We start from the raw sequence: 21,027 nt of genomic DNA on the forward strand, positions 1-21,027 counted from the left end.
AGCGGTTCATCCGGACAACGGCTGTTCCTGCGCGGCTACTTCTTGTCCGGGCGCGGAGCGGGGTCCTGTTGGGCCCGCTGGGCGTTGCGCTCCTTGACGCGGGCGGCCTCGGCCCGCACCTCGGCCTGGGTGGCGCGTTCGGTGACGAGCCAGGCCGGGGGATCCTGAAGCAACGCCGTGATCTGCGCGGTGGTCAGTGCCTCCGTGACGCCGCCGCGGGCCAGCCCGCTGACGGAAATCCCCAGCTTCTGCGCCACCACGGGACGGGGGTGCGGCCCGTTGCGGCGCAGCTCGGCAAGCCACTCCGGCGGGCTCTGCTGCAGTTCGTTGAACTCTCCACGCGTCAGTTCCCGCTCCTGGAATTCCGAGGGTGCGGCGGGCAGGAAAATGCCAAGTTTCTTGGCCGCGGTGGCCGGCTTCATGGTCTGCGGGGTTTTTGCGGGGGTCATGATCCAAGCGTAACCGTCCCCGGCGCTGCCCCGGCCGCCGGTGGACTAGGGTGAGGTTGTGCCAGAGTTCAAGCCCCGAACGCTTTCCGTGGGCTTCGTCGCCGGCGTCACCCCGGGCAAATGGGTGGGCCGGTGGCGGGAGCGGCACCCGGATGTGCCGCTGGAGCTGCAGCAGTACGGCGACGACGCCGTGGCCGCCCTGCACTCCGCCGCCGCCGACGTCCTCTTCGTCCGGCTGCCCGTGGACCGCGAGAACCTGTTCATCATCCCGCTGTACGAGGAACAGGCAGTGGTGGTTTCCTCCAAGGAGCATGAAATCTCGTTGTACGACGAGGTGCCGCTGGCCGAGCTCGAGGCGGAGAACCTGCTCGATGTCGCGGAGTGCGGAGGCCCGGCGGGAGCGGTGGAGGTGGCGGCGTCGGGAGCCGGCGTCGTGGTGCTCCCGATGTCCCTGGCCCGGCTGCATGCCCGCAGGGACGCGGTGCACCGGCCGGTGCCTGAACTTCCGGGAACCACGATCGGCATCGCCTGGCTCGAGGGGAACGACTCGCAGGACGTCGAGGAGTTCATCGGGATCGTGCGCGGCAGGACCGCCCGCAGTTCGCGTCAGCCCTCGGCCGCGGACGGGCCGCGGAAAAGTGCGTCGCAGAAGGCATCGGCGCGGAAGGCGGCCCAGCAGGGGTCGAAGAAGCAGGCCGCACCGTCCGGCGCCAAGCCCGAGCCCCGGAAGGGCTCCGGGAAAGCAGGAAAGCCAGGCTCGGGGACGCCGCAGAACCGCCGGGGCCGGCGCCGCTGAGGATGCCCGGTTCCCGGGAATCCCCGCCGTTGAGGTCGCCGCGAGTCTGCAGGTAACCACGCTTTGGGCGCCGCGGAGGGTGGTGAGCTGCAGTTTCGACGGGTTGGGTGGGGCCCGGATCGCCACGCCGCGGCCGGCGGACCCCCCTCAGGCCTCGAAGTGCGTCTCGGGCTCGCCCTGGCCGATTGAGGCCACCACGGAGGCGGCGATATCGCGCACCTTCCGGTTGCGGCTGCTCGAGACCGCCTTGAGGATGTTGAAGGCCTCCTGCTGGCTGCAGCGGTTCTGGGCCATGATGATCCCGATGGCGATATCGATGGCGGTGCGGGATTTCATCGCAGCCTTGAGGTTGGACACCGAGTCGCTGTGCTGGGCCAGGCGGACCGAGAGCATCAGCGCCTTGGAGGTCTGGCGGACGAATCCCTCGGCGGTGCGGATCGACTCCTCGTCGAAGCCTCCGTTCTGCATGGAGTAGACGTTCAGCGCCGCCATCGTTCCCGCTTCGAGGTCGAAGGGCACTCCAAGGATCGACTGCACCCCGTGCTGCGAAATATCGGACAGGTAGTCGGGCCACCGTTCATCGGTGGCCACGTCCGCCACGTGGACGGTCCGGTGCTCAACGCAGGCGGTCAGGCCTGGTCCGTCCGCGTGGCGGTACTGGATCTCGTCGAGCTCCTTGGCCTCGGGGCTGCTGCTGGCCACGGTGCCCGCCCGCCTGCTCCGGAGAAGTGTGACTCCGCAGAGCACCTCGCCGGTGCGGTCAAACAGCTGGTTGGCCGAAAACGCCGCGAATTCGTTGAGGAATTCTTCGACATCGTCGGTTTCGAGGATGAGTTCCTGAAGGTAGTCGGTGGGTGTTTGCCCGGCAACCCTGTCGGCCATGATCTCTGGTCCTGTTTCGTTCGGTCGTCCCAGATGGAGCATCGGCCGCTGGCGCACCCCACGGATTCAGGGACCGATGCACAAACTCCGGAAGTGTTCGTGATCGGCCTTCTGCTAGACCGTTAACAAGCCTACACACTACAAGATTGTGGCTTCGTGTCGAAGGCCGCACCCGGACACCGCCCCGTGGCGGTGTCCGGTCCGGGTGACGGGCTAGGCGGAGGCGGCCCGGGCGGGCTCGGTCACCTCGGTGGTCGGCTCCATGTTTTCGGCCTCGACCATCCACGCGTACTGCTCGAGTTTCTCGATGAAACCGTGGAGGATGTCGGCGGTCGTCGGATCTTCCTCGTCGACCTGGTCGTGGACGTCGCGCATGCGCTGGACCGCCGACTCGAGCATGCGGACCACCCGGGGAATGGTCTCCTGGGTCGAGACGAGCCCGGCCGGGAACTGGTCGATCGAGGTGTTCGAGGCCACTGTGGCGCTGCGGCCGTCGGGAACCGCGTGCAGGGCGCGCATGCGTTCGGCGAGCTGGTCGGTGAACAGCCGGGCATCGTCGATGATTTCATCGAGCTGCAGGTGCATGGTTCGGAAGTTCTTGCCGACGACATTCCAGTGAGCCTGCTTGCCCTGCAGGTGGAGTTCGATCAGGTCGACCAGGACTGACTGCAGGTTATCGGTCAGTGCGGATGATGCCTTCAAAGGTCCTCCAGACGTAGGAACGATGCCCGCTGGGGCTCGGCCAACCGGCGCGTTTCCGGAGGAAAAGGACCGTCATCCGGGAACCGCGCATTGGCCAAATCCAACGGATCTGCATATCATAAGGGTACTTATTGTTTGATTATCTTGCGAATCACGTGGAGTCCAAGCCGGCCGCGGACAGCGGTCCCGGCGCCACCCAAGGAGGAACGCGTTATGGCAACAGTCCAGGAATCGATTGAAGTTTCGGTACCGGTCAGCACGGCCTACAACCAGTGGACACAGTTCGAGACCTTCCCCAAGTTCATGGGCGGCGTCGACTCGGTGACCCAGCTTTCCGCCACCTCCACCCACTGGGTGACAAGCATCGGCGGCGTGAAGCGGGAGTTCGATGCCGAGATCACGGAGCAGCACCCCGACGAGCGGGTTGCCTGGAAGAGCACCGACGGCGAATCCCACGCCGGCGTGGTGACCTTCCACCGGATCGACGACAACACCACCCGGTTGATGGTGCAGCTCGACTGGCACCCCGAAACCTTCACCGAGAAGATCGGCTCGGTCGTCAATGCCGACAAGCGCCAGGTGAAAGCCGACCTCAAGCGCTTCAAGGAGTTCATCGAAAAGAGCGGCGGCGAAAGCGGCGCCTGGCGCGGCGACATCAGCGCGCCCCCCAGCGGAGTGAGCGCCGATGCGTCCCCGGCCAACGGCGACCTTCCGGACCTCTCCCTCGATGACCCGGAGTCGGGCGGGCCGCGCGCCGGACAGTAGGCGCCGAGCCGGCGCACGGACGACGACGGCGGGGCACCAACCGGTGCCCCGCCGTCGTTCTGTCCTTGCCCGGGAAGGCGCTGTCAGCTCTTCGCCACGGTGATCCCGGCAATCGACTGCATGGCCCGGCGGGAGAGCTCGGCCGAGAGCGGGGCGCTCTTCGCGGCCTCGGCCGCCTCCTGCTGGCCCTCCTCACTCACCGCATACTCGCCGAACGCCTTGGCCACCTCGGCCGACTGTTCGTTCTCATAGCTCGTGCAGTAGATGTGGTAGGACACCAGCACGAGGGGATACGCCCCCGGGGCCGTCGTGGTGCGGTCAAGTTCGAGGGACATGTCGTAGTCGGGGCGGCCGGGAACCATCGACGCGAGGTCGACGGCGGCCGCGGCGGCTTCGGCGCTGACGGGCACGTACTCGCTGCCCACGCGCAGGTTCACCCGTCCAAGGGGCGGTCCGACGGCGGAGTCATCGGCGTAGGTCACGGCGCCCTCGGTGCCCGAGACGGTGCTGACCACCCCGGAGTTGCCCTTGGAGTTCTCCCCGCCGATGTTTCCGGGCCAGGTGCCGTCGGGCTCATCGGTCCAGATCTCGGGCACCACGGCGTGGAGGTAGTCGGTGAAGTTCTCGGTGGTTCCAGAGTCGTCGGACCTGCTGACCGGGGCGATGCGCGTCCCGGGCAGGTCGACGCCCGGGTTCTGCGAGGCGATCTCCGGGTCGTTCCAGACGGTGATCTCACCGCGGAAGATCTTGGCGATGGCCGCCGCGTCGAGGTTCAGCTCGGTGATGCCCGGGAGGTTGAAGGCGATGCTGATGGGGGAGACGTAGGCGGGAATGTTGAAGGCGCCGCCCGACCCGCAGGCCTCGGTCGATTCGGCGAGCTCCTCGTCGCTGAGGTAGGCGTCGGACCCGGCGAAGGTCACCGCCCCGGCCAGAAGCGCTCCGCGTCCGGCACCGGAGCCGTCGGGGGAATACTGCACCTGGGCGCGCGGGTTGACGGTGGCGAAGGCCGCCCGCCACGCCTCCATGGCGGGTCCCTGCGCCGAAGAACCGGCGCCGGTGATGGCCCCCTGGAGCTTCGAGTCGGCGTTGCGTGCAGCGGCTTCCTGCTCCGGGCCCAGTGGATAGTCGGACCCGCAGGCGGCGAGCGTGACGCCGAGGATGACGGCGGAGGCGGCTGCGGTGAGGCGGGAAGGTACGGGTTTCACCCGGTCTACGTTACAGGCCCGGGTACGGCTTCTCAGAGCGAGCGCCACGCCCCGCTGGTCAGGTGCGACCCTGCCTGCGGGCCCATCTGGAGCATGCCGCCGTCCACGACGAACGATGCCCCGTTGACGTAACTCGACGCCGGCGAGGCGAGGAAGGCGATGACCGCGGCGACCTCCTTCGCGTCGCCTGGGCGGCCCACCGGGATGCCCGGCCGGTCGACGGTCCGGGGGTCAACGTCCTCGGCGTCGTTCATAGGGGTCGAGATCTCACCGGGCAGCACCGCGTTGGCCGTGATGCCCCGGTCGGCCAGCTCGAGGGCGATGGTACGCACCAGCCCGCCGAGCCCGTGCTTGGAGGCGTCGTACGCCGCGGAACCGACCCGGGGCTGCTCCTGGTGCACGCTGGTGACCGCGATGATGCGCCCGCCCCGGCCGGCCGTGACCATCCGGCCCGCGGCCCGCTGGATGCAGACGAACGCCCCGTCGAGGTTCGCGGCGAGGGTGCCGCGCCAGGTGTCCCAGTCGGTCTCGAGGAACAGGGTGCCGCCGTTGACGCCGGCGTTGTTGACGAAGACGTCGACGCCGCCGAGCTCCTCGGCCATCGCGTCCACGACGTCGCCGCAGGCGGGGGCGTCGGTGGTGTCGAGCCGGGCGACGACGGCCTTCCGCCCGAAGGCGCGGACTCCGCGGGCGGTCTCCTCCGCCCCCTCCGAGTCCGAGTGCCAGGTGATGCCGACGTCGAGCCCGGCCTCGGCCAGGGCCAGGGCGGTGGCCCTGCCAATCCCCGAATCGGATCCCGTGACGATGGCGGTGGCGGGAGAGAAATCCATCCCGCCATCCTTTCCGCAGGCGCTGGTGTTTGCAAGGAAAATCCGCTGGCTGAAAAAGGTGAAGGCCGGGCCCGGGCGCTCGGTGCGCCCGGGCCCGGCCGGGGAGGGGGAGAGCCCTGCGGCTCCTAGGCTTCGACGGTCTTCTGCCCGGATCCGCCCTCAACGGACTCGCCCTTGACTGCCTCGGAATCCGTTCCCGACATGATCTCGATCTTCCGCGGCTTCGCCCGCTCGGTCACGGGGATGTTGACGCTCAGCACGCCGTTCTCGTAACGGGCCGAGATGGCGTCGATGTCGATCCCCTGGCCGAGGTTGAGCTGGCGGAGGAAGGATCCGCTCTCGCGTTCGCGGGTCAGCCACTTGACCCCTTCGGCACCGCGCAGGGTGCGCTCGGCCCGGATGGTGAGCAGCTGGCCGTCGACGTCAATATCGACGGAGCCCGGATCGATGCCCGGAAGGTCAGCGGTCAGGATGTAGTGGTCGCCCTCGCGGTACAGGTCCATGGGCATCAGGCGCAGCCCCTGCCGGGGATCCAGCAGCGCGCCGGCGACGCGGTCCAGTTCCCGGAACGGGTCGAACTTCATGGCCATTTGAAAACAACTCCTTCGCACAACGGCCACCGACGGTGGTGGTTTCTTCATCTACAAGAGTTGAGCGGGTTCCGCTCAACCTGCAGTTAAATTAGCACTCTCAGGGGGAGAGTGCCAAGTGGTAAGCCGACTTTTTTTGAGGTCCGGCCGACGCGGACGTCATAACCGGGATATGGACGGCGGAGGCAGCGCCAGGGAGGGGAACAGGGTAGGGAAGCCGTCGCAGCAGGGGCTTAAAAACGCAGCCCTCCCGCAAAGATACTGCGGGAGGGCTTTTGGTGCCTGCGCGGGGCCTCGATCCCCGGGCCTTCCGCGTGTGAAGCGGATGCTCTACCAGACTGAGCTACACAGGCAGATGGTTCTCCAATAGCTTAGGGCATTTCCTGTCCGCTCCAAACCCGACCCCGCGGGGCCGGGGCCGCTCCGCTCCGGTTCCGTACGCCGCCCGGTAGAATGGACAGCGGTGAGCCGGGAAGTCTGGTCGGCGCTGTCTCAAGTGACCGCCGACACAAGGAGCTTTTCTTGTCCTCCACGCCCTCCCCACCCCTGAACCCTTCCGGCAGGCCCGCGGCCAAGCGGGTCTTCACCCGTGCCAGCTACCCCGAACATCGAAGGATTTCAGCGATCCTGCGCAAGGAGACGGTGGGCGGTGCGCTCCTGCTCCTCGCGACGGCGCTGGCGCTCATCCTCGCCAACACTCCGGCCGCCGACGGATACTTCGCCCTGCGCGACACCAAATTCGGCTACGAACCGCTGCACCTCGAACTCAGTGTCGGTGCCTGGGCGGCCGACGGCCTGCTGGCCATCTTCTTCTTTCTCGCAGGCCTCGAACTGAAGCGGGAGTTCGTCGCCGGTGATCTGCGCCGCTTCTCCCGTGCCATCGTGCCGGTCGCCGCCGCTGTAGGGGGAGTCGTGGTGCCCGCGCTGATCTACGCTGCGGTGATCCTGACCAGCGGCTCGGACGCCCTGCGGGGCTGGGCGATTCCCACGGCCACCGACATCGCCTTCGCCCTGGCGGTGCTCGCCGTCGTCGGATCCCACCTTCCCGGGGCACTGCGGATCTTCCTACTCACCCTGGCCGTCGTGGACGACCTGATCGCCATCAGCATCATCGCCTTCTTCTATTCAGGGGACATCGCCGCTGCGCCCCTGCTGCTGGCAGTGCTTCCGCTTGCGCTCTACGCCTTCCTGGCCCACCGGTTCTCCCGGTTCTTCCAGCGCCACGTGATGGCGCCGTGGCTGATCCTGCTGCCCCTCGGATTCATCGTCTGGACCCTGGTGCACGCTTCCGGGATCCACGCCACGGTGGCAGGGGTGCTGTTGGGCTTCGCCATTCCGGTCCGGCCCCCGCGGAAAGCCCAGGCCGTGGGCTCCACCGTGCCGGACGCCGAGGGGCTGGCGGACACGATGGAGCACCGCATCCGGCCCCTGTCAGCAGGTGTCGCAGTGCCGGTCTTCGCCTTTTTCTCGGCGGGGGTGACGATCGGCGGCGCTTCGGGGTTCCTCAGCGCCATCACCGACCCGATCGCCGTGGGCATCGTCCTGGCACTGGTTGTCGGAAAGCCGGTCGGTATCCTGCTGGCGGTCTGGCTCGTGACCAAGGCCGAAAAGGCTAACCTCGACCCCGACCTGTCCTGGGTGGACATCGCCGGGGCCGCCATCCTGGCTGGCATCGGCTTCACCGTCTCCCTGCTCATTGCGGAGCTCGGTTTCGGCCAGGGCACCCCCGAGGACGACCACGCAAAGGTCGCGGTGCTGATCGGCTCGCTCCTCGCCGCGCTCGCGGCGGCCCTCATCCTGCGCTTCCGCAACCGCCACTACCGGCAGATCGAAGCCAAGGAAACGGTCGACGCCGACCGGGACGGCGTCCCGGATGTGTTTGAGGAACGCTAGCGCCGCACCAGCCAGGCCAGGGTCAGCGCTCCGGCCGTCCTGCGGAACCCGCTGTCGCCGGCGGCGGCCTCAAGGACGGCCCAGATGGCGAGGCTGGCGGTGCTGGCCCGGCCGAGCACCCTGCGGTTTTCGTCCTTCAGTGCCATCAGGGACGCCGCGCCCAGTCCGGCCCAGGCCAGGATCAGGGCATTGGGGCGCTGGGCGATGCCCTGCCTGCCGTGGGAGTCGGTGAAGAAACCCATTACGCTCCCTTCTTCTTGGAACTGCTCGAGTCCTTTTTGCCGCCGGATTTCTTCTCGCGGTTTTTCTCGAGGCTGCGGCGCAGGGCCTCCATCAGGTCGAGGACGTTGGTATCGTCCTCCTCCGACGCGCCGAAGGTCTCCTCGGTGCTCAGCGTGTCGCCCTTCTCGATCTTCGCGTCGATCAGGGTGCGCAGCTGCACCTGGTATTCGTCGGTGAAGTTCTCAGGGTCGAAGTCCGTGGAGAAGGAATCGACGAGGGCCGCGGACATCTGCTTCTCCTTGGCGGAGATGCGCACCTTTTCCTCGAGCGCCGGGAAGGAGGCTTCGCGCACCTCGTCATCCCAGAGCAGCGACTGGAGCATCAGGACCTCGCCGCGGACCCGCAGTGCACCGAGCCGGCTCTTCTGCCGGAGGGAGAACTGGACGATCGCCGTCCGGTCGGTCTCCTCGAGGGTTTTCCGGAGCAGCACATACGCCTTGGTGGAGGCCGAATCGGGCTCAAGGAAGTAGGAGCGGTCGTACATGATGGGGTCGATCTGGTCGCTGGGAACGAACTCGACCACCTCGATCTCACGGCTTTTCTCGACCGGAAGGGAGCTGAGGTCCTCCTCGGTCAGCACCACGGTGTGCTCGCCGTCGTCGTAGGCCTTGTCGATGTTCTTGTAGTCGACCACTTCCCCGCAGATCTCACACCGTCGCTGGTAGCGGATCCGCCCGCCGTCCTTGTCGTGGACCTGGTGGAGGCCGATGTCGTGGTCTTCGGTGGCGCTGTACACCTTCACGGGCACGTTCACCAGCCCGAACGCGACGGCTCCCTTCCAGATGGCTCTCATGGAACAAGTGAACACCACCGGCAGCACACCTAGCCAGAGCCGGTTTTTCCGCGGTCTACGATGGATAGGTGACTTCCTCCACCGCAGAACCGACAGTCAGCCGCACCACCACCGACGACGGCGCACCCGCCCTGCGCTTCGAGATGCGGTTCGCTGTCCCGCCGGCGGTGATGTGGAAGCACCTGACGGATCCGGGCAAGCTCAAGTACTGGTTCCCCGCCGAAATGGACATCCTGCCGCGCCGGGACGCCGAGGTCATCTTCAAGGTACCGGGCCAGCGACCGCTGAAGGGCACGGTGCTTGAGGCCTCCAAGCCCACGGTGCTGGCCTTCACCTGGGACCGGGAGGTCCTGCGGTGGGAGTTCACGCGACAGGAGGACGGCGGCACCCTGCTGGTGCTGACGATTTCGCCTGCGGATTCCGCCCAGATCGCCGTTTCCGCCGCCGGTTGGCACCTGACCCTGATGGGTCTCGACGACTACCTCAATGAGCGCGACCTCGGCCAGGATCCGGCCCTCTGGCAGGTCTACGTCGACCGGTACACCTCCCAGTTCTCGTCCTGACCCGCCGCACGGGGTGAGGGTGACGGGAGGATCCGCGGCCTTCCGGTAGTGGAATTCGGCGCCCATCCGGACAACACTGGGGAAATGGCTCTCCCGGGTTCCCGCAGTGTGCAGACCGTCACGGTCGACGGGCGTTCCCTGCGGCTCTCGAGCCTGGACAAGGTGCTGTACCCGGAGACCGGCACCACCAAGGCCGATGTGCTGGCGTACTACGCGGCGGTGGCCGAGCCCCTGATCCGGCATGCCCGCGACCGGCCCGCGACCCGCAAGCGCTGGGTGCACGGGGTGGGGACCGCCGATGCCCCCGGCCAGGTCTTCTTCCAAAAGAACCTCGACGCCGCGGCTCCGGCCTGGCTGCCCCGCCACCCGATCCGGCACAAGGACCACACGAACGTGTACCCGGTGGTGAACGATCTGGCCACCCTCACCTGGTTTGGTCAGATCGGGGCCCTGGAGGTCCATGTGCCCCAGTGGCGGTTCGGCCCGCACTCGGCGGTGGGCAACCCGGACCGGATGGTGCTCGACCTTGACCCCGGGCCGGGAGCGGGCCTGGCCGAATGCGCCGAGGTGGCCCGGCTGGCCCGGGAGATCCTCACCGGCATGGGCCTTGAACCGTGGCCGGTGACAAGCGGTTCCAAGGGCCTCCACCTGTACTGCCGATTGGACGGGAAGCTGACCTCCGAGCAGGTCTCCGGCGTCGCCCACGAGCTGGCCCGCGCCCTCGAGGCCGACCACCCCGACCTGGCGGTCAGCGACATGAAGAAGTCCCTGCGCGGCGGGCGCGTTCTGGTGGACTGGAGCCAGAACAACCGGAATAAGACCACCGTGGCGCCGTATTCGCTGCGCGGACGCTTCCACCCGACGGTCGCCGCGCCGCGCACCTGGGCCGAGCTCGACGACCCGGATCTGGCCCACCTCGATTACCGGGAGATGCTCCGGCGCGTCCGGGAACAGGGGGACATCCTGGCCGGCCTCGATCCGGACCCGCAGGACGGTGCCGGCACCGGCGGCGCGGCGGGCTCCGCCCCGGACCGCCTGGCCCAGTACCGGGCGATGCGCGACGCCGGCAGGACCCCGGAACCCGTGCCCGACGCCGTGGGAGCGTCAGGGGGCAACAGCTTCGTCATCCAGGAACACCATGCGCGCCGCCTCCACTATGATCTCCGGCTGGAGCGCGAGGGAGTGCTCGTCTCGTGGGCCCTGCCCAAGGGCCCGCCCGCCACGCCGGACCGGAACCACCTGGCGGTCCAGACCGAGGACCACCCGCTGGAATACGGCACCTTCGAGGGAAATATTCCCAAGGGGGAATACGGGGCGGGCGAGATGACCATTTGGGATGCGGGAACCTACGAGCTGGAGAAGTGGCGCGACGGCAAAGAGGTGATCTGCACCCTGTACGGGAAGGAAAACGGCGGCCTGGCCCGTTCCGGCAGCGCCGTCCGGCGGTACGCGTTGATCAACACCGGCGGTTCCGGGGCGGGAGGACGCAACTGGCTCATCCACCTCATGAAGGACCAGTCGGCTTCCGCTTCCTCCGCTGCCGTCACCGGGGACGGGCTCGCCGCCTCCGCGGCCGGCCCGGAAGGGTTTTCCGGTCCGGTTCCATCGGTGGATCTTCCGGTGACCGGGAATGGCACCATCGGGCCCGGCGCCGCCCCTGACTTCGTGCCGCCCATGCTGGCGACCCTGGCCTCCGCAACGGTCCTGCCCGATGAATCCGACTTCGCGTTCGAGCTGAAGTGGGACGGGGTGAGGGCTATCGCCGTCGTCGCCGCCGGCGGCGTGCGCCTGTTGAGCCGCAACGGCAATGACATGAGCCTGCTCTACCCGGAACTGGGGAACCTTGCCGACTATGTGAACGCCGAGACGGCGGTGCTCGACGGCGAAATCGTGGCCCTCAACGACGGCGGCCGGCCCGACTTCAGCCTGCTGCAGACCCGGATGAAACTCACCTCGGCCGCCGAGATCGACGCCGCCCGGGCGAGGACACCGGTCCGGCTGATGCTCTTCGACCTCCTCGACCTCGACGGCACTTCCCTGCTCCCCCTCGGCTACAGCAACCGCAGGGAGATCCTCGACGGCGCCGTCAGCGCTCCGGAGGACGGGCATATCCAGGTACCGGAGCAGCTTGACGCCACCCTGGCCGAAGCGGTTGAGGCCAGCAGGGACCTGGGGCTCGAGGGCATTGTCGCCAAGCGCCGCAGCAGCGTGTACCGCCCCGGAACCCGTACGGAGGCGTGGCTGAAGATCAAGCACCAGCGCACCCAGGAGGTGGTGGTGGTGGGCTGGCGCCCCGGGAAGGGCAACCGCGCCTCGAAGATCGGCTCCCTCCTGGTCGCGGTGCCCGATGGGGTGAACCTGAAGTACCTTGGCCGGGTGGGTTCGGGGCTCACCGACCGGGAGCTGGCCGAGGTGGGCGGCCGGCTGAAGAAGATGGCCCGCAAGACAGCGCCCCTGCCAGATGTCCCCGCCCCCGACGCCGCGGACGCGCGCTGGGTGCGCCCGGCCCTCGTCGGCGAGGTCCAATACAGCGAACGCACCGGCGGGGGCCGGCTGCGGCACCCGGTCTGGCGCGGCTGGCGGCCGGACAAGAAACCCTCCGATGTGACCGTCGAAAACTGAGACCCGCCGGCGGAGGCCTCCGCCGGCGTCGTTCAATCCGAGGAGGAACACCATGCCGGAACCCGATTTCGAGCGGCTCGACGCCTGGTGGCGGGCCGCGAACTACCTCTCCGTCGGCCAGATCTACCTTCGTGACAACCCGCTGCTGAAGCGCCCGCTCGAAGGCGGCGACGTCAAGGCCCGGCTGCTCGGCCACTGGGGGACCACCCCGGGCCTCAACTTTGTCTACGCCCACCTGAACCGGGTGATCCGGGAACAGCGGCAGGCGATGCTGTTCGTCACCGGCCCCGGCCACGGCGGACCGGCCAATGTCGCCAACGCCTGGCTCGAGGGAACGTACTCCGAGGTGTACTCACACATCGGCAGGGATGAAACCGGTCTGAAGGACCTGTTTAAGCAGTTCAGCTACCCCGGCGGCATCCCCTCCCACGCGGCCCCCGAATCGCCCGGGTCCATCCACGAGGGCGGTGAGCTCGGCTACGCCCTCGTCCACGCCTACGGCGCCGTGTTCGACAATCCGGACCTCCTGGCCGTGGCCGTGGTGGGCGACGGGGAGGCCGAAACCGGCCCGCTGGCGGCAAGCTGGCACTCCAACAACTTCCTCAATCCCGCCCTCGACGGCGCCGTACTCCCTATCCTGCACCTCAACGGCTACAAGATCGCCAACCCCACGGTGCTGGCCCGCATGCCCGAAGAGCAGCTGCGGCAGCTGATGTCCGGCTACGGCTACGAGCCCCACTTCGTCACCGTCAGCGACCCGCGCGCCACCGCGCAGGCGCACCGGGATTTCGCGGCGGCCCTGGACGAATGCCTCACAACGATCCGGGACATCCAGCAGCGGGCCCGGTCGGACGGGGACCTCCCGGAGGGGACGCCCCGCTGGCCCATGATCGTCCTGCGCTCGCCCAAGGGCTGGACCGGGCCCGACGTCGTCGACGGCAAGCAGGTCGAGGGCACCTGGCGCTCCCACCAGGTGCCGCTGTCGGAGATCCATACCAGCCCCGGGCACCTGCGCCAGCTCGAGGAGTGGATGCGGTCCTATGGACCGGAGGAGCTCTTCACCGAAACCGGGGAGCTGCGCCCCGATCTCGCCTCCCTCGCGCCGGAGGGCGACCTGCGGATGAGCGCCACCCCCTACGCCAACGGCGGCTGGCTGCTGCGCGACCTCAAGCTGCCCGACTACTTCGGCCACGCCGTGAAGGTGGACTCACCGGGCAGCGAAAAGGTGAGCCCGATGATCACCGTCGGCGGGTACCTGCGCGACATCATCGCGGCGAACCCCACGAACTTCCGCGTCTTCGGCCCCGACGAGACGGCGTCCAACCGGCTCTCGGCGGTCTACGACGTCACCGACAAGGCGTGGCAGGCACGCACCGAGGAGGTCGACGAGCATCTGGCCCGCTCCGGCCGGGTCCTTGAGGTGCTCAGTGAGCACCTCTGCCAGGGCTGGCTCGAGGGCTACCTGCTCACCGGACGGCACGGAGTGTTCAACTGCTACGAGGCGTTCGTCCACATCGTCGACTCGATGTTCAACCAGTTCGCCAAGTGGCTCAAGGTGCACCAGGACCTGTCCTGGCGCCGTCCGATCGCGTCCTTCAATTACCTGCTCTCCAGCCATGTGTGGCAGCAGGACCATAACGGGTTCTCCCATCAGGACCCCGGGTTCATCGACCACGTGGTGAACAAGAAGGCCGACGTGATCCGCGTCTACCTGCCGCCGGACACCAACACGATGCTGGCCGTGACCGAGCACTGCATGCAGACCCGGGACACCGTCAACGTGATCATCACCGGCAAGCAGCCCAATCCCACCTGGCTCGGGCCCGAGGAGGCCCGTCTGCACGTTCGGCGGGGCATCGGGGTATGGGACTTCGCCGGGCGAGAGGACGCCGGAGCGGATCCGGACGTCGTCCTCGGCTGCGCCGGCGACGTGCCGACGCTCGAGACGGTCGCGGCGGCGGGCCTGCTCAAGGCGGGCATCCCGTCGCTGAGGATCCGGGTGGTCAATGTGGTGGACCTGATGCGGCTGCAGGACGACGCCGAGCACCCGCACGGGCTGAAGGCGCGGGCGTTCGACAACCTGTTCACCACTGATCGACCCGTGATCTTCGCCTACCACGGCTACCCGTGGCTGATCCACCGCCTGACCTACCGCAGAACCAACCACGCGAACCTTCACGTCCGCGGCTACAAGGAGGAGGGGACGACCACAACACCCTTCGACATGGCCATGCTGAACCAGATCGACCGGTACTCACTGGCCATGGACGTGATCGATCGGGTCCCGTCGCTCGGTTCCACCCAGGCCTCGCTGCGCCAGTCGCTGCAGGACCAGCGGCAGCGTGCCTGGCAGCACACCCGGGACGCCGGGGAGGACGCCGGCTTCATCACCGGCTGGACCCTCGACGAGTCCTCGCCCGACGATTCCCAGAACTAGGAACCGCCATCGGGTAGCCGGGCCCCTGCGGCCCGGCACCGCGGACGGACCTCAAACCGGGGAGCGATGGGCGGCGGGGCTCAACGGGTGTTCTCCTGCAGGGCCCGGTAGTTCTGCATCGAGCGCATCCTGCGCTGGAGGCTGTCCCGGCGCGGAGTGGACTCCGCGTCGGGGGCCTCGGCCGTGAGGTCGATGTGGCGCTGCCCGTAGTGCCAGAGCAGCATGTCGTCGAGCAGCCGGTCGGGGCCGGGGGAGTACCGGTGGTCGAGGGCGCGGCGCACCGTGGTGATGGTGTCGGCCTGCAGCAGGGCCACGAGTTCGAGGGTGGTTCGCAGCCCGTGGGCGGCAAGGAGTTCGGCGGCCCAGCCCCAGTTGTCGTCGGCCTTCCGGTCGACGTGGGGCAGCAGGGTCTTCCAGACGTGCCGGATACGGTTGGGGGTCAGCGGCGCGCTGCCCTCTCCGGCCTCGTCCCAGAACCCGGTCACCGTCTCGTAGCGTTCGTGGAGCTCGGCGAAGGCCGACTCGACGGTTTCGAGCATCGCGGCCGTCCCGGTGAACTGCCGGTCGAAGTAGGGGCTCCACGCCTTGGGATTGGAGGCCTTGAAGCGGATGTCGTGTTCGATCTCGGACCAGGCATGGGCGAGGACGGTGCGGACCTGCACCTCGAAGAGGTAGCTGCCGCCGGCCTTGGAATCGGGGTCGAGGGCCTGCTGGTACCGCCGGACGACGTCGTTGTGGATGCTGCGCATGATCAGGTGCCGGCTCGAGTACCCGTAGGTGCCCGATTCGATCGACCCGATGTCCTTCTCGCGGTCCCCGCGGCAATCGAAGTCCTGCCGCTGGCGCTTGATGAGGTTCGCGGCGAGGTCCACCTCATGGGGGAGGGTGGTGATGACCCGGATCCCGACGAGGTCGGTGAGGTTGCGCAGCGGGTCGGGGAAAACGAGCGCCGGCACCGCCCCCGGCTCGGTGGGCGCGAGGATCCGGGAGGCCTTGTCGCGGAAGGATTCGACCGTCTTGGTGCGCGCGGTGACGAACAGGGGCCGCAGGTCCGAGGGGTCGAAGATCGCCGAGATGCTGCGGCGCATCTCCTCGGTCACCGCCTCGAGCTGGGGCCGCACCCGCGTGAACTCCCGCGTCGACGCTTCGACCGCCGGGCGCAGGCGGTCGTCGAGGTCATCCCACGCGCTCACAAAGGGCCTCCCGGTCTCGGCGTTTCTGCAATCCTAGCCGCCGGCCGCGACGGTTATGCTTCCGGTGTGAACCAGCCGGGACGACGCAACGTATTGGCACTCCTCGGCGCGCTGGGAGCTGCGGTGCTGCCCGGCTGCGCCCGCCCGGCCAACCGTGCCGGGACGCCGGCCGACGGCGCCGCCCGGCGCTACCGCTACGGCTCCGATCCCAGCCAGTTCGCCGATCTCTATCTGCCCTCACCGGCCTCACAGCCGGGGGTGGTGGTGATCATCCACGGCGGGTACTGGCGTTCGACCTACGGTGCCGACCTGGGAGAACCGCTGGCCCGGGACCTGGCGGACCGGGGCTACGCCTGCTGGAACCTCGAGTACCGCAGGGTCGGCAACGGCGGCGGCTGGCCCGGGACCTTCGAGGACATCGGAGCCGGGATCGACCTTCTGGCCGAGGCGGCGGCGCGGCACGGACTCGACCTGACCGCCGTGACGGCCCTGGGCCACTCCGCCGGCGGCCACCTCGCCGTGTGGGCTGCGGGGCGCGACGGCCTTCCCGCCGACGCCCCGGGCGCGGGCCCGGCGGCGGTGCCGTTGACGGCGGTCGTGAGCCAGTCGGGAGTGCTCAATCTCGCCCAGGCGCACGACCTGAACCTCAGCAACGGCGCCGTCGAGGCCCTGCTCGGCGCATCCCCGGCGGACGAGCCGGACCGGTACCGGTGGGCTGATCCCATGACGGCGGTGCCCCTTCCCGTGCCCGTTTACGCGCTGCACGGGGAGGAGGACACAACGGTCCCGCTGAGCCAGTCCGAAAGCTATGTGGCCGCCGCCGCGCGGGCGGGCTCGGCGGCGGAGCTCCTGCCGATTCCGGGCGACCATTTCGCGATGATCACTCCCGGCACTGAAGCGTGGGAGCGGGTGGTTGCGGCCGTCGACCGGGCCGCCACCACCCGGCAGGGCTCCGCCGGATGAGCCCTAGTTCAGGGCGCGGATGCCTTCGGGCAGCACGCCGCCGTTGAGCAGGTCCGCGGCGGTGTCCGCGAGGGCCGTCAGGGCCACCCGCTGGGTGAAGGGGCCGTAGGAAATGCGGGCCACGCCCAGTTCCTGGAGCCGGGCCGGGGCCAGGGACCCCGGAATCCCGATCACGCTGAGGCGCTTCTGCCCGATGCCTTCGACGAGGGCACGCACCGTGTCCTCGTCGAAGAGGCCCGGGACGAAGACGGTCGACGCGCCGACCTCGAGGTACGCCCGGCCGCGTTCGATCGCCTCGGCCAGGACCTCCTTCGGGTCGCGGCCCGCGCCGCGCACGAACGCGTCGGTGCGGGCATTGAGCACGAAGGGGACGCCTTCCGCCTCGCCGGCCTTCACCGCTGCCTCCATCTTTGCCACGGAGTCGGCCAGGGGCTCCATCCGGTCCTCGATATTGGCGCCGATGATGCCCACGCCGATCGCGCGCCGCACGGTCTCACCCGCATTGCCGTACCCGCCATCGAGGTCGGCGCTGACGGGCAGCTCGGTCGCCGCCGCAATACGGGAGATGGAATCGATCATGAGATCGAGCGGGACGGTGCCGTCCTGGTAGCCCAGGCTCGACGCGATGGAGTGACCCGCCGTGGCCAGCGCGCGGGTTCCGGGAACGTCGGCGATGGTCTTGGCGGAAATGGCATCCCACACGTTGACGACCTGCAGGATCTCGGGGGCGCGGTGGAGGTTGAGGAACTCCGTGGCCTTGGCGGACAGGGAAGCGGGCGAGCTGCTCGGTGTAGTCATGATTTCACCTTACGACCCCAGCCCGGCCGATCCACAGAGCGGCGGCTGTGACGTCGTCGGCGGTGATTCCATGGCCGCCCGGGTGGGTGGCGCGCTCGACGTCGGCGCCGTGGGACTGGAGGACCGCGGTGAGCCGTTCGACACTGTCCTGGGGGGCCATGGGGTCCTCGGCGCCGTTGAACAGTGCGACGCGGGTGCCGGCCAGGTCGGTGTCGACGGGGTGCGCATCCAGGGGATACATGCCAGAAAAGGCCACCACCCGGTCGAGCTCTCCGGGGTGGAGCAGCGCGGTCGCCAGGGCGATATTGGCCCCGTTGGAGAAGCCCACAGCGGCCACCGGCCGGTCCCCGAGGCCGTAGGCCTCCCGGGCCCAGCCGAGGAAGCCTGCAAGCTCCCCGGCCCGGGCGACCACGTCGGCGGTGTCGAACACGCCCTCCCGCAGGCGCCGGAACCACCGGTTCATGCCGTTCTCGCTCACCGGCCCGCGGGGGGAGAGGATTCCGGCCCCGGGGGACAGACGCGGGGCCAGGGGGAGCAGGTCGTGCTCGCTGCCGCCGGTGCCGTGCAGGAGCAGCAGCACCGGAGTCCCGGGGTCGCCGGGTTCGAAAACGTGCGGCCAGGGGTGCGCGGGGGTTGCCGGGGTCTCAGTCATCGGTCGGCTCCGTCGCGGTGCCCCCGGCGGACCCGGCAAGCCTGGGGTTGTTTTCCTCGGGCAGGCTCAGCGGGGCCACGGAGGCGGCGATGGCCTCGCGGCTGGGCTCAAGCCACGGCGGGAGCTTCAGGCCGCGGCCCAGCTCGAGCAGCGGCTCATCGATATTGAAGCCCGGGGTGTCGGTGGCAATCTCGAACAGGGTGCCGCCGGGTTCGCGGAAGTAGATCGAGGTGAAGTACTGCCGGTCGAGGATCTCGGTCACGGCGTGCCCGCGGGAGGTCAATTCGTCCCGCCAGGCCTCCTGGGTGGCCTTGTCCGGGACGCGGAAGGCAACGTGGTGCACGGTGCCCCCGGCGATCAGGCCGCGGTCGGCGCGCGGGTCGGCGATCACGTCGACCACCGTGCCCGGCTCGCCTGCGCCGGTCGAGAGCCGGTACCTGTCCGCACCCTCCGAGAGAATGTCCAGGCCGAGGTCCTGGGTCAGCGTCGCCAGGGTGCCCTCGGGGTCGGCAACCGTCAGCACCGAGGAGTGCTGTCCGCGCACCGCATACTGTGCCGGCACGGATGCCGAGTCCCACGGGTCGCGGGGATCCTCGAGGGAGGATGCCACAAGGTCGATCTGCAGCCCGTCCGGGTCCCTCAGCGACAGGCGTTCCTCCGCCGAGGAGCTTCCGGTGATCTGCGAGTCGACGCCGAGGTCCTGAAAGTGGCTCTGCCACCAGCCCAGGGTGCCCTGGGGCACCGAGAAAGCGGTGGTCGTTGACTGTCCGGCGCCGATCCTGCCCGCCGGGACACCCTTCCAGGGGAAGAAGGTGAGCAGCGAGCCCGGACGGCCGGATTCGTCGCCGTAGTAGAGGTGGTACGTGCCCGGATCGTCGAAGTTCACCGTCCGCTTCACCAGGCGCAGTCCGAGGCCCCGGATATAGAAATCGACATTGCGCTGCGGATCCCCCGCAATCGCCGTCACATGGTGCAAACCGCTCGTATTTGCCGTCACCGTCAAACCCCTCTTCGAAGAACTCCACCCCCGGCCGGAGGTGTATATGCAAACGAATGTACTTTAGGTTTTGTTCCTGTGCTTCGCAGGTGGCGGGATCCACCCGTCGAATTCGTTCAGGATGGTGTGTCATCCTGTGTCAATGGCCGCAAAAATCAGGGTGCATGGATGGGTGCGGCGCACCGGCATCGAAGTGACCGGCTGGACCTGCGTGGTTTTTGGCTTCGCGGCGCTTGTCCTTCCCGGCCCCGGCCTGCTGATGCTCGTCGGTGGCCTCGCCATCCTCTCGCAGCAGTACGCCTGGGCGCGCCGCCGGCTTGCCCCCATGAAGGCGCGGGCCTTCCATGCGGCAGCCATCGGCGTGAAGACCATCCCGCGCATCGCCGCGAGCTGCCTCTGCGCCTTCGCCGTCATGGGGTGCGGAGTTGTCTGGACCGTGCAGCCCGGGGTGCCGGCCTGGTGGCCCATTGAATCCAGGTGGTGGCTCTTCGGGGGTTCGGCCACGGGTATCAGCATGGTTCTGTCCTCCCTGATCGCCCTGGTCCTTATCGTCTACAGTGTCCGGCGCTTCCGGGGCAAGCCCCCGCCCGGAAAAACAGCCGTCCCGGAGGGCGGATAGCCCCAGCCGGGGGCGCACGTCATTCCAAGCGCGCGTTCAGCCCGGACTGGTAGTTTGAATTGGTGCTCACCGTAATCGGGGAAACCCTCATCGACGAAGTTGTCAGCGACACCGCCCCGACCCGCGTGCACGTGGGGGGAAGCCCCATGAACGTCGCGGTGGGCCTGGCCCGGCTGGGCCACCCCGCGCAGTTCATCGGACGCTACGGCGACGACGACTACGGGCACCTGATCCGCAGCTACCTGTCGGACAATTCGGTGCTGTTCCCGATCGCCCCCGACTCCAAGCCCACGAGTGTCGCAACGGCCCGCCTCGACCCCGCAGGAGGAGCGGCATATCAGTTCGAGCTCGTCTGGGAGCTGCCCGGGCTCCTTGAGCGCAGGGAGGAGCTGCTGCAGGGAACCACCCTGCTGCATGTCGGATCCATCGCCACGATGCTGGCCCCCGGGGCCGCCGACGTGCTGGCCCTGGTCGAGGTGGCCCATCCGCTGGCCACCGTCTCCTATGACCCCAACTGCAGGCCGAGCATCATTGCGGACCGCGGGTTCGCCCGCAGTCAGGCCGAACGGTTCGTCGCGCTGTCCGACATCGTGAAGGCCTCGGACGAGGACCTCGAATGGCTCTACCCGGGCCGCCCTGCCCTTGAATCGGCACGGGAGTGGCTGACCCTTGGTCCGTCGGTGATGGTTGTCACCCGCGGCTCGAAGGGGCCGTGGGGTATCTGTGCCGCCGGAAACACCGAGGTCAGCGCGCCGGTCACCAGCGTCATGGACACCGTGGGCGCCGGGGATTCCTTCATGGCGGCCCTGCTCGGCGCCCTCGTCGACCTTGAGTTGGACGGCGCCCACCGGCGCAGCGAGCTGCGGCGCATCACCACCGCGCAGCTCACCGGCGTCCTGGCCTACGCGGCCCGCGCCGCGGCGGTGACCGTCTCACGGGCCGGAGCGAACCCTCCCACCCGGCACGAACTCACCCACTGACAGCCGGCGCCCGGTA

General features: G+C 68.6%; 21 protein-coding genes and 1 tRNA gene. 9 read left to right on the plus strand and 13 right to left on the minus strand.

Annotated features, from left to right (window positions below; genetic code table 11):
* Positions 1–35: 35 nt before the first annotated feature.
* Positions 36–422, minus strand: a complete 387-nt coding sequence (locus E2F48_RS12450) for a DUF5997 family protein (protein ID WP_425455782.1) — start codon at positions 420–422, stop codon at positions 36–38.
* 85 nt (positions 423–507) lie between these two features.
* On the opposite strand from E2F48_RS12450, the gene E2F48_RS12455 reads away from it, so the two are divergent.
* A complete protein-coding gene (locus tag E2F48_RS12455) occupies positions 508–1,245 on the plus strand; it encodes a LysR family transcriptional regulator substrate-binding protein (protein WP_133404302.1) in 738 nt (245 codons plus the stop codon).
* Positions 1,246–1,392: 147 nt separating this feature from the next.
* On the opposite strand, the gene E2F48_RS12460 is transcribed toward E2F48_RS12455, so the two are convergent.
* Both E2F48_RS12460 and E2F48_RS12465 read right to left on the minus strand, forming a co-directional pair.
* The gene (locus tag E2F48_RS12460) at positions 1,393–2,127 is read right to left on the minus strand and encodes a GAF and ANTAR domain-containing protein (RefSeq protein ID WP_133404303.1); all 735 of its coding nucleotides are present in this window, start codon (positions 2,125–2,127) and stop codon (positions 1,393–1,395) included.
* Between the two features lie 213 nt (positions 2,128–2,340).
* Positions 2,341–2,829, minus strand: a complete 489-nt coding sequence (locus E2F48_RS12465) for a Dps family protein (RefSeq protein WP_133404304.1) — start codon at positions 2,827–2,829, stop codon at positions 2,341–2,343.
* A gap of 213 nt (positions 2,830–3,042) precedes the next feature.
* Here E2F48_RS12465 and E2F48_RS12470 point away from each other — a divergent pair, with 213 nt between their 5' ends.
* Entirely contained in the window at positions 3,043–3,594 is a 552-nt protein-coding gene (locus E2F48_RS12470) for an SRPBCC family protein (protein WP_133404305.1), read from the plus strand.
* Positions 3,595–3,677: 83 nt separating this feature from the next.
* Here E2F48_RS12470 and pstS read toward each other — a convergent pair whose 3' ends face one another.
* From pstS to E2F48_RS12490, 4 genes are all read right to left on the minus strand, one after another.
* Complete coding sequence (gene pstS, locus E2F48_RS12475) at positions 3,678–4,799, minus strand: phosphate ABC transporter substrate-binding protein PstS (RefSeq protein ID WP_133404306.1); 1,122 nt, start codon at positions 4,797–4,799, stop codon at positions 3,678–3,680.
* Positions 4,800–4,831: 32 nt separating this feature from the next.
* A complete protein-coding gene (locus E2F48_RS12480; RefSeq protein WP_133404307.1) occupies positions 4,832–5,629 on the minus strand; it encodes an SDR family oxidoreductase in 798 nt (265 codons plus the stop codon).
* Between the two features lie 125 nt (positions 5,630–5,754).
* Positions 5,755–6,219, minus strand: coding sequence for an Hsp20/alpha crystallin family protein (locus E2F48_RS12485; protein ID WP_120165893.1), 465 nt, complete (start codon positions 6,217–6,219; stop codon positions 5,755–5,757).
* A 276-nt stretch (positions 6,220–6,495) separates the two neighbouring features.
* Positions 6,496–6,572, minus strand: a tRNA-Val gene (locus tag E2F48_RS12490).
* A 169-nt stretch (positions 6,573–6,741) separates the two neighbouring features.
* On the opposite strand from E2F48_RS12490, the gene nhaA reads away from it, so the two are divergent.
* Positions 6,742–8,112, plus strand: coding sequence for a Na+/H+ antiporter NhaA (nhaA, locus tag E2F48_RS12495; RefSeq protein WP_246018937.1), 1,371 nt, complete (start codon positions 6,742–6,744; stop codon positions 8,110–8,112).
* Here nhaA and E2F48_RS12500 read toward each other — a convergent pair.
* Together E2F48_RS12500 and ku are read right to left on the minus strand one after the other, a co-directional pair.
* Entirely contained in the window at positions 8,109–8,354 is a 246-nt protein-coding gene (locus E2F48_RS12500; RefSeq protein WP_133404309.1) for a hypothetical protein, read from the minus strand. The two genes, nhaA and E2F48_RS12500, sit on opposite strands and share 4 nt — an antisense overlap.
* Positions 8,354–9,187, minus strand: a complete 834-nt coding sequence (gene ku / locus E2F48_RS12505; protein WP_133404310.1) for a non-homologous end joining protein Ku — start codon at positions 9,185–9,187, stop codon at positions 8,354–8,356. The genes E2F48_RS12500 and ku overlap by 1 nt, the downstream gene beginning before the upstream one ends.
* A gap of 68 nt (positions 9,188–9,255) precedes the next feature.
* Here ku and E2F48_RS12510 point away from each other — a divergent pair, with 68 nt between their 5' ends.
* The 3 genes from E2F48_RS12510 (at position 9,256) to E2F48_RS12520 (ending at position 14,809) form a co-directional block, all read left to right on the plus strand.
* Positions 9,256–9,750, plus strand: coding sequence for an SRPBCC domain-containing protein (locus E2F48_RS12510; protein WP_133404311.1), 495 nt, complete (start codon positions 9,256–9,258; stop codon positions 9,748–9,750).
* An 84-nt stretch (positions 9,751–9,834) separates the two neighbouring features.
* A complete protein-coding gene (locus tag E2F48_RS12515; protein WP_133404312.1) occupies positions 9,835–12,372 on the plus strand; it encodes an ATP-dependent DNA ligase in 2,538 nt (845 codons plus the stop codon).
* A gap of 52 nt (positions 12,373–12,424) precedes the next feature.
* Entirely contained in the window at positions 12,425–14,809 is a 2,385-nt protein-coding gene (locus E2F48_RS12520; protein ID WP_133404313.1) for a phosphoketolase family protein, read from the plus strand.
* Between the two features lie 80 nt (positions 14,810–14,889).
* On the opposite strand, the gene E2F48_RS12525 is transcribed toward E2F48_RS12520, so the two are convergent.
* Positions 14,890–16,002 carry a GTP pyrophosphokinase gene (locus tag E2F48_RS12525; RefSeq protein WP_133404314.1) on the minus strand — a complete coding sequence of 371 codons (1,113 nt, stop codon included), beginning with the start codon at positions 16,000–16,002 and terminating at the stop codon, positions 14,890–14,892.
* A gap of 126 nt (positions 16,003–16,128) precedes the next feature.
* Here E2F48_RS12525 and E2F48_RS12530 point away from each other — a divergent pair, with 126 nt between their 5' ends.
* Positions 16,129–16,965, plus strand: coding sequence for an alpha/beta hydrolase family protein (locus E2F48_RS12530; protein ID WP_133404562.1), 837 nt, complete (start codon positions 16,129–16,131; stop codon positions 16,963–16,965).
* 3 nt (positions 16,966–16,968) lie between these two features.
* Here the strand turns inward: E2F48_RS12530 and E2F48_RS12535 are convergent, their stop codons facing one another.
* The 3 genes from E2F48_RS12535 to E2F48_RS12545 are packed head-to-tail and all read right to left on the minus strand — an operon-like array spanning position 16,969 to position 19,412.
* Positions 16,969–17,763: an isocitrate lyase/PEP mutase family protein gene (locus E2F48_RS12535; RefSeq protein WP_133404315.1), complete on the minus strand. Its 795-nt coding sequence runs from the start codon at positions 17,761–17,763 to the stop codon at positions 16,969–16,971.
* 4 nt (positions 17,764–17,767) lie between these two features.
* Positions 17,768–18,415, minus strand: a complete 648-nt coding sequence (locus E2F48_RS12540) for an alpha/beta hydrolase (protein ID WP_133404316.1) — start codon at positions 18,413–18,415, stop codon at positions 17,768–17,770.
* Entirely contained in the window at positions 18,408–19,412 is a 1,005-nt protein-coding gene (locus E2F48_RS12545; RefSeq protein WP_133404317.1) for a ring-cleaving dioxygenase, read from the minus strand. The genes E2F48_RS12540 and E2F48_RS12545 overlap by 8 nt, the downstream gene beginning before the upstream one ends.
* Positions 19,413–19,554: 142 nt before the next feature.
* Between E2F48_RS12545 and E2F48_RS12550 the strand changes: the two genes are divergently transcribed.
* Together E2F48_RS12550 and E2F48_RS12555 are read left to right on the plus strand one after the other, a co-directional pair.
* Positions 19,555–20,031, plus strand: a complete 477-nt coding sequence (locus tag E2F48_RS12550) for a PGPGW domain-containing protein (RefSeq protein ID WP_133404318.1) — start codon at positions 19,555–19,557, stop codon at positions 20,029–20,031.
* A gap of 62 nt (positions 20,032–20,093) precedes the next feature.
* Positions 20,094–21,011: a carbohydrate kinase family protein gene (locus tag E2F48_RS12555; protein ID WP_133404319.1), complete on the plus strand. Its 918-nt coding sequence runs from the start codon at positions 20,094–20,096 to the stop codon at positions 21,009–21,011.
* The last annotated feature ends 16 nt before the right edge of the window (positions 21,012–21,027 follow it).

The organism is Arthrobacter crusticola, assembly GCF_004357995.1.
Classification (GTDB): Bacteria; Actinomycetota; Actinomycetes; order Actinomycetales; family Micrococcaceae; genus Arthrobacter_D; species Arthrobacter_D crusticola.

Bases quoted from the DNA above. Each gene is read 5' to 3' on its own strand.
- E2F48_RS12450 (WP_425455782.1), bottom strand. From the start codon at position 422: ATGAAGCCGGCCACCGCGGCCAAGAAACTTGGCATTTTCCTGCCCGCC.
- E2F48_RS12460 (WP_133404303.1), bottom strand. From the start codon at position 2,127: ATGGCCGACAGGGTTGCCGGGCAAACACCCACCGACTACCTTCAGGAA.
- E2F48_RS12470 (WP_133404305.1), top strand. From the start codon at position 3,043: ATGGCAACAGTCCAGGAATCGATTGAAGTTTCGGTACCGGTCAGCACG.
- E2F48_RS12480 (WP_133404307.1), bottom strand. From the start codon at position 5,629: ATGGATTTCTCTCCCGCCACCGCCATCGTCACGGGATCCGATTCGGGG.
- E2F48_RS12485 (WP_120165893.1), bottom strand. From the start codon at position 6,219: ATGGCCATGAAGTTCGACCCGTTCCGGGAACTGGACCGCGTCGCCGGC.
- E2F48_RS12500 (WP_133404309.1), bottom strand. From the start codon at position 8,354: ATGGGTTTCTTCACCGACTCCCACGGCAGGCAGGGCATCGCCCAGCGC.
- ku (WP_133404310.1), bottom strand. From the start codon at position 9,187: ATGAGAGCCATCTGGAAGGGAGCCGTCGCGTTCGGGCTGGTGAACGTG.
- E2F48_RS12515 (WP_133404312.1), top strand. From the start codon at position 9,835: ATGGCTCTCCCGGGTTCCCGCAGTGTGCAGACCGTCACGGTCGACGGG.
- E2F48_RS12520 (WP_133404313.1), top strand. From the start codon at position 12,425: ATGCCGGAACCCGATTTCGAGCGGCTCGACGCCTGGTGGCGGGCCGCG.
- E2F48_RS12535 (WP_133404315.1), bottom strand. From the start codon at position 17,763: ATGACTACACCGAGCAGCTCGCCCGCTTCCCTGTCCGCCAAGGCCACG.
- E2F48_RS12540 (WP_133404316.1), bottom strand. From the start codon at position 18,415: ATGACTGAGACCCCGGCAACCCCCGCGCACCCCTGGCCGCACGTTTTC.
- E2F48_RS12550 (WP_133404318.1), top strand. From the start codon at position 19,555: ATGGCCGCAAAAATCAGGGTGCATGGATGGGTGCGGCGCACCGGCATC.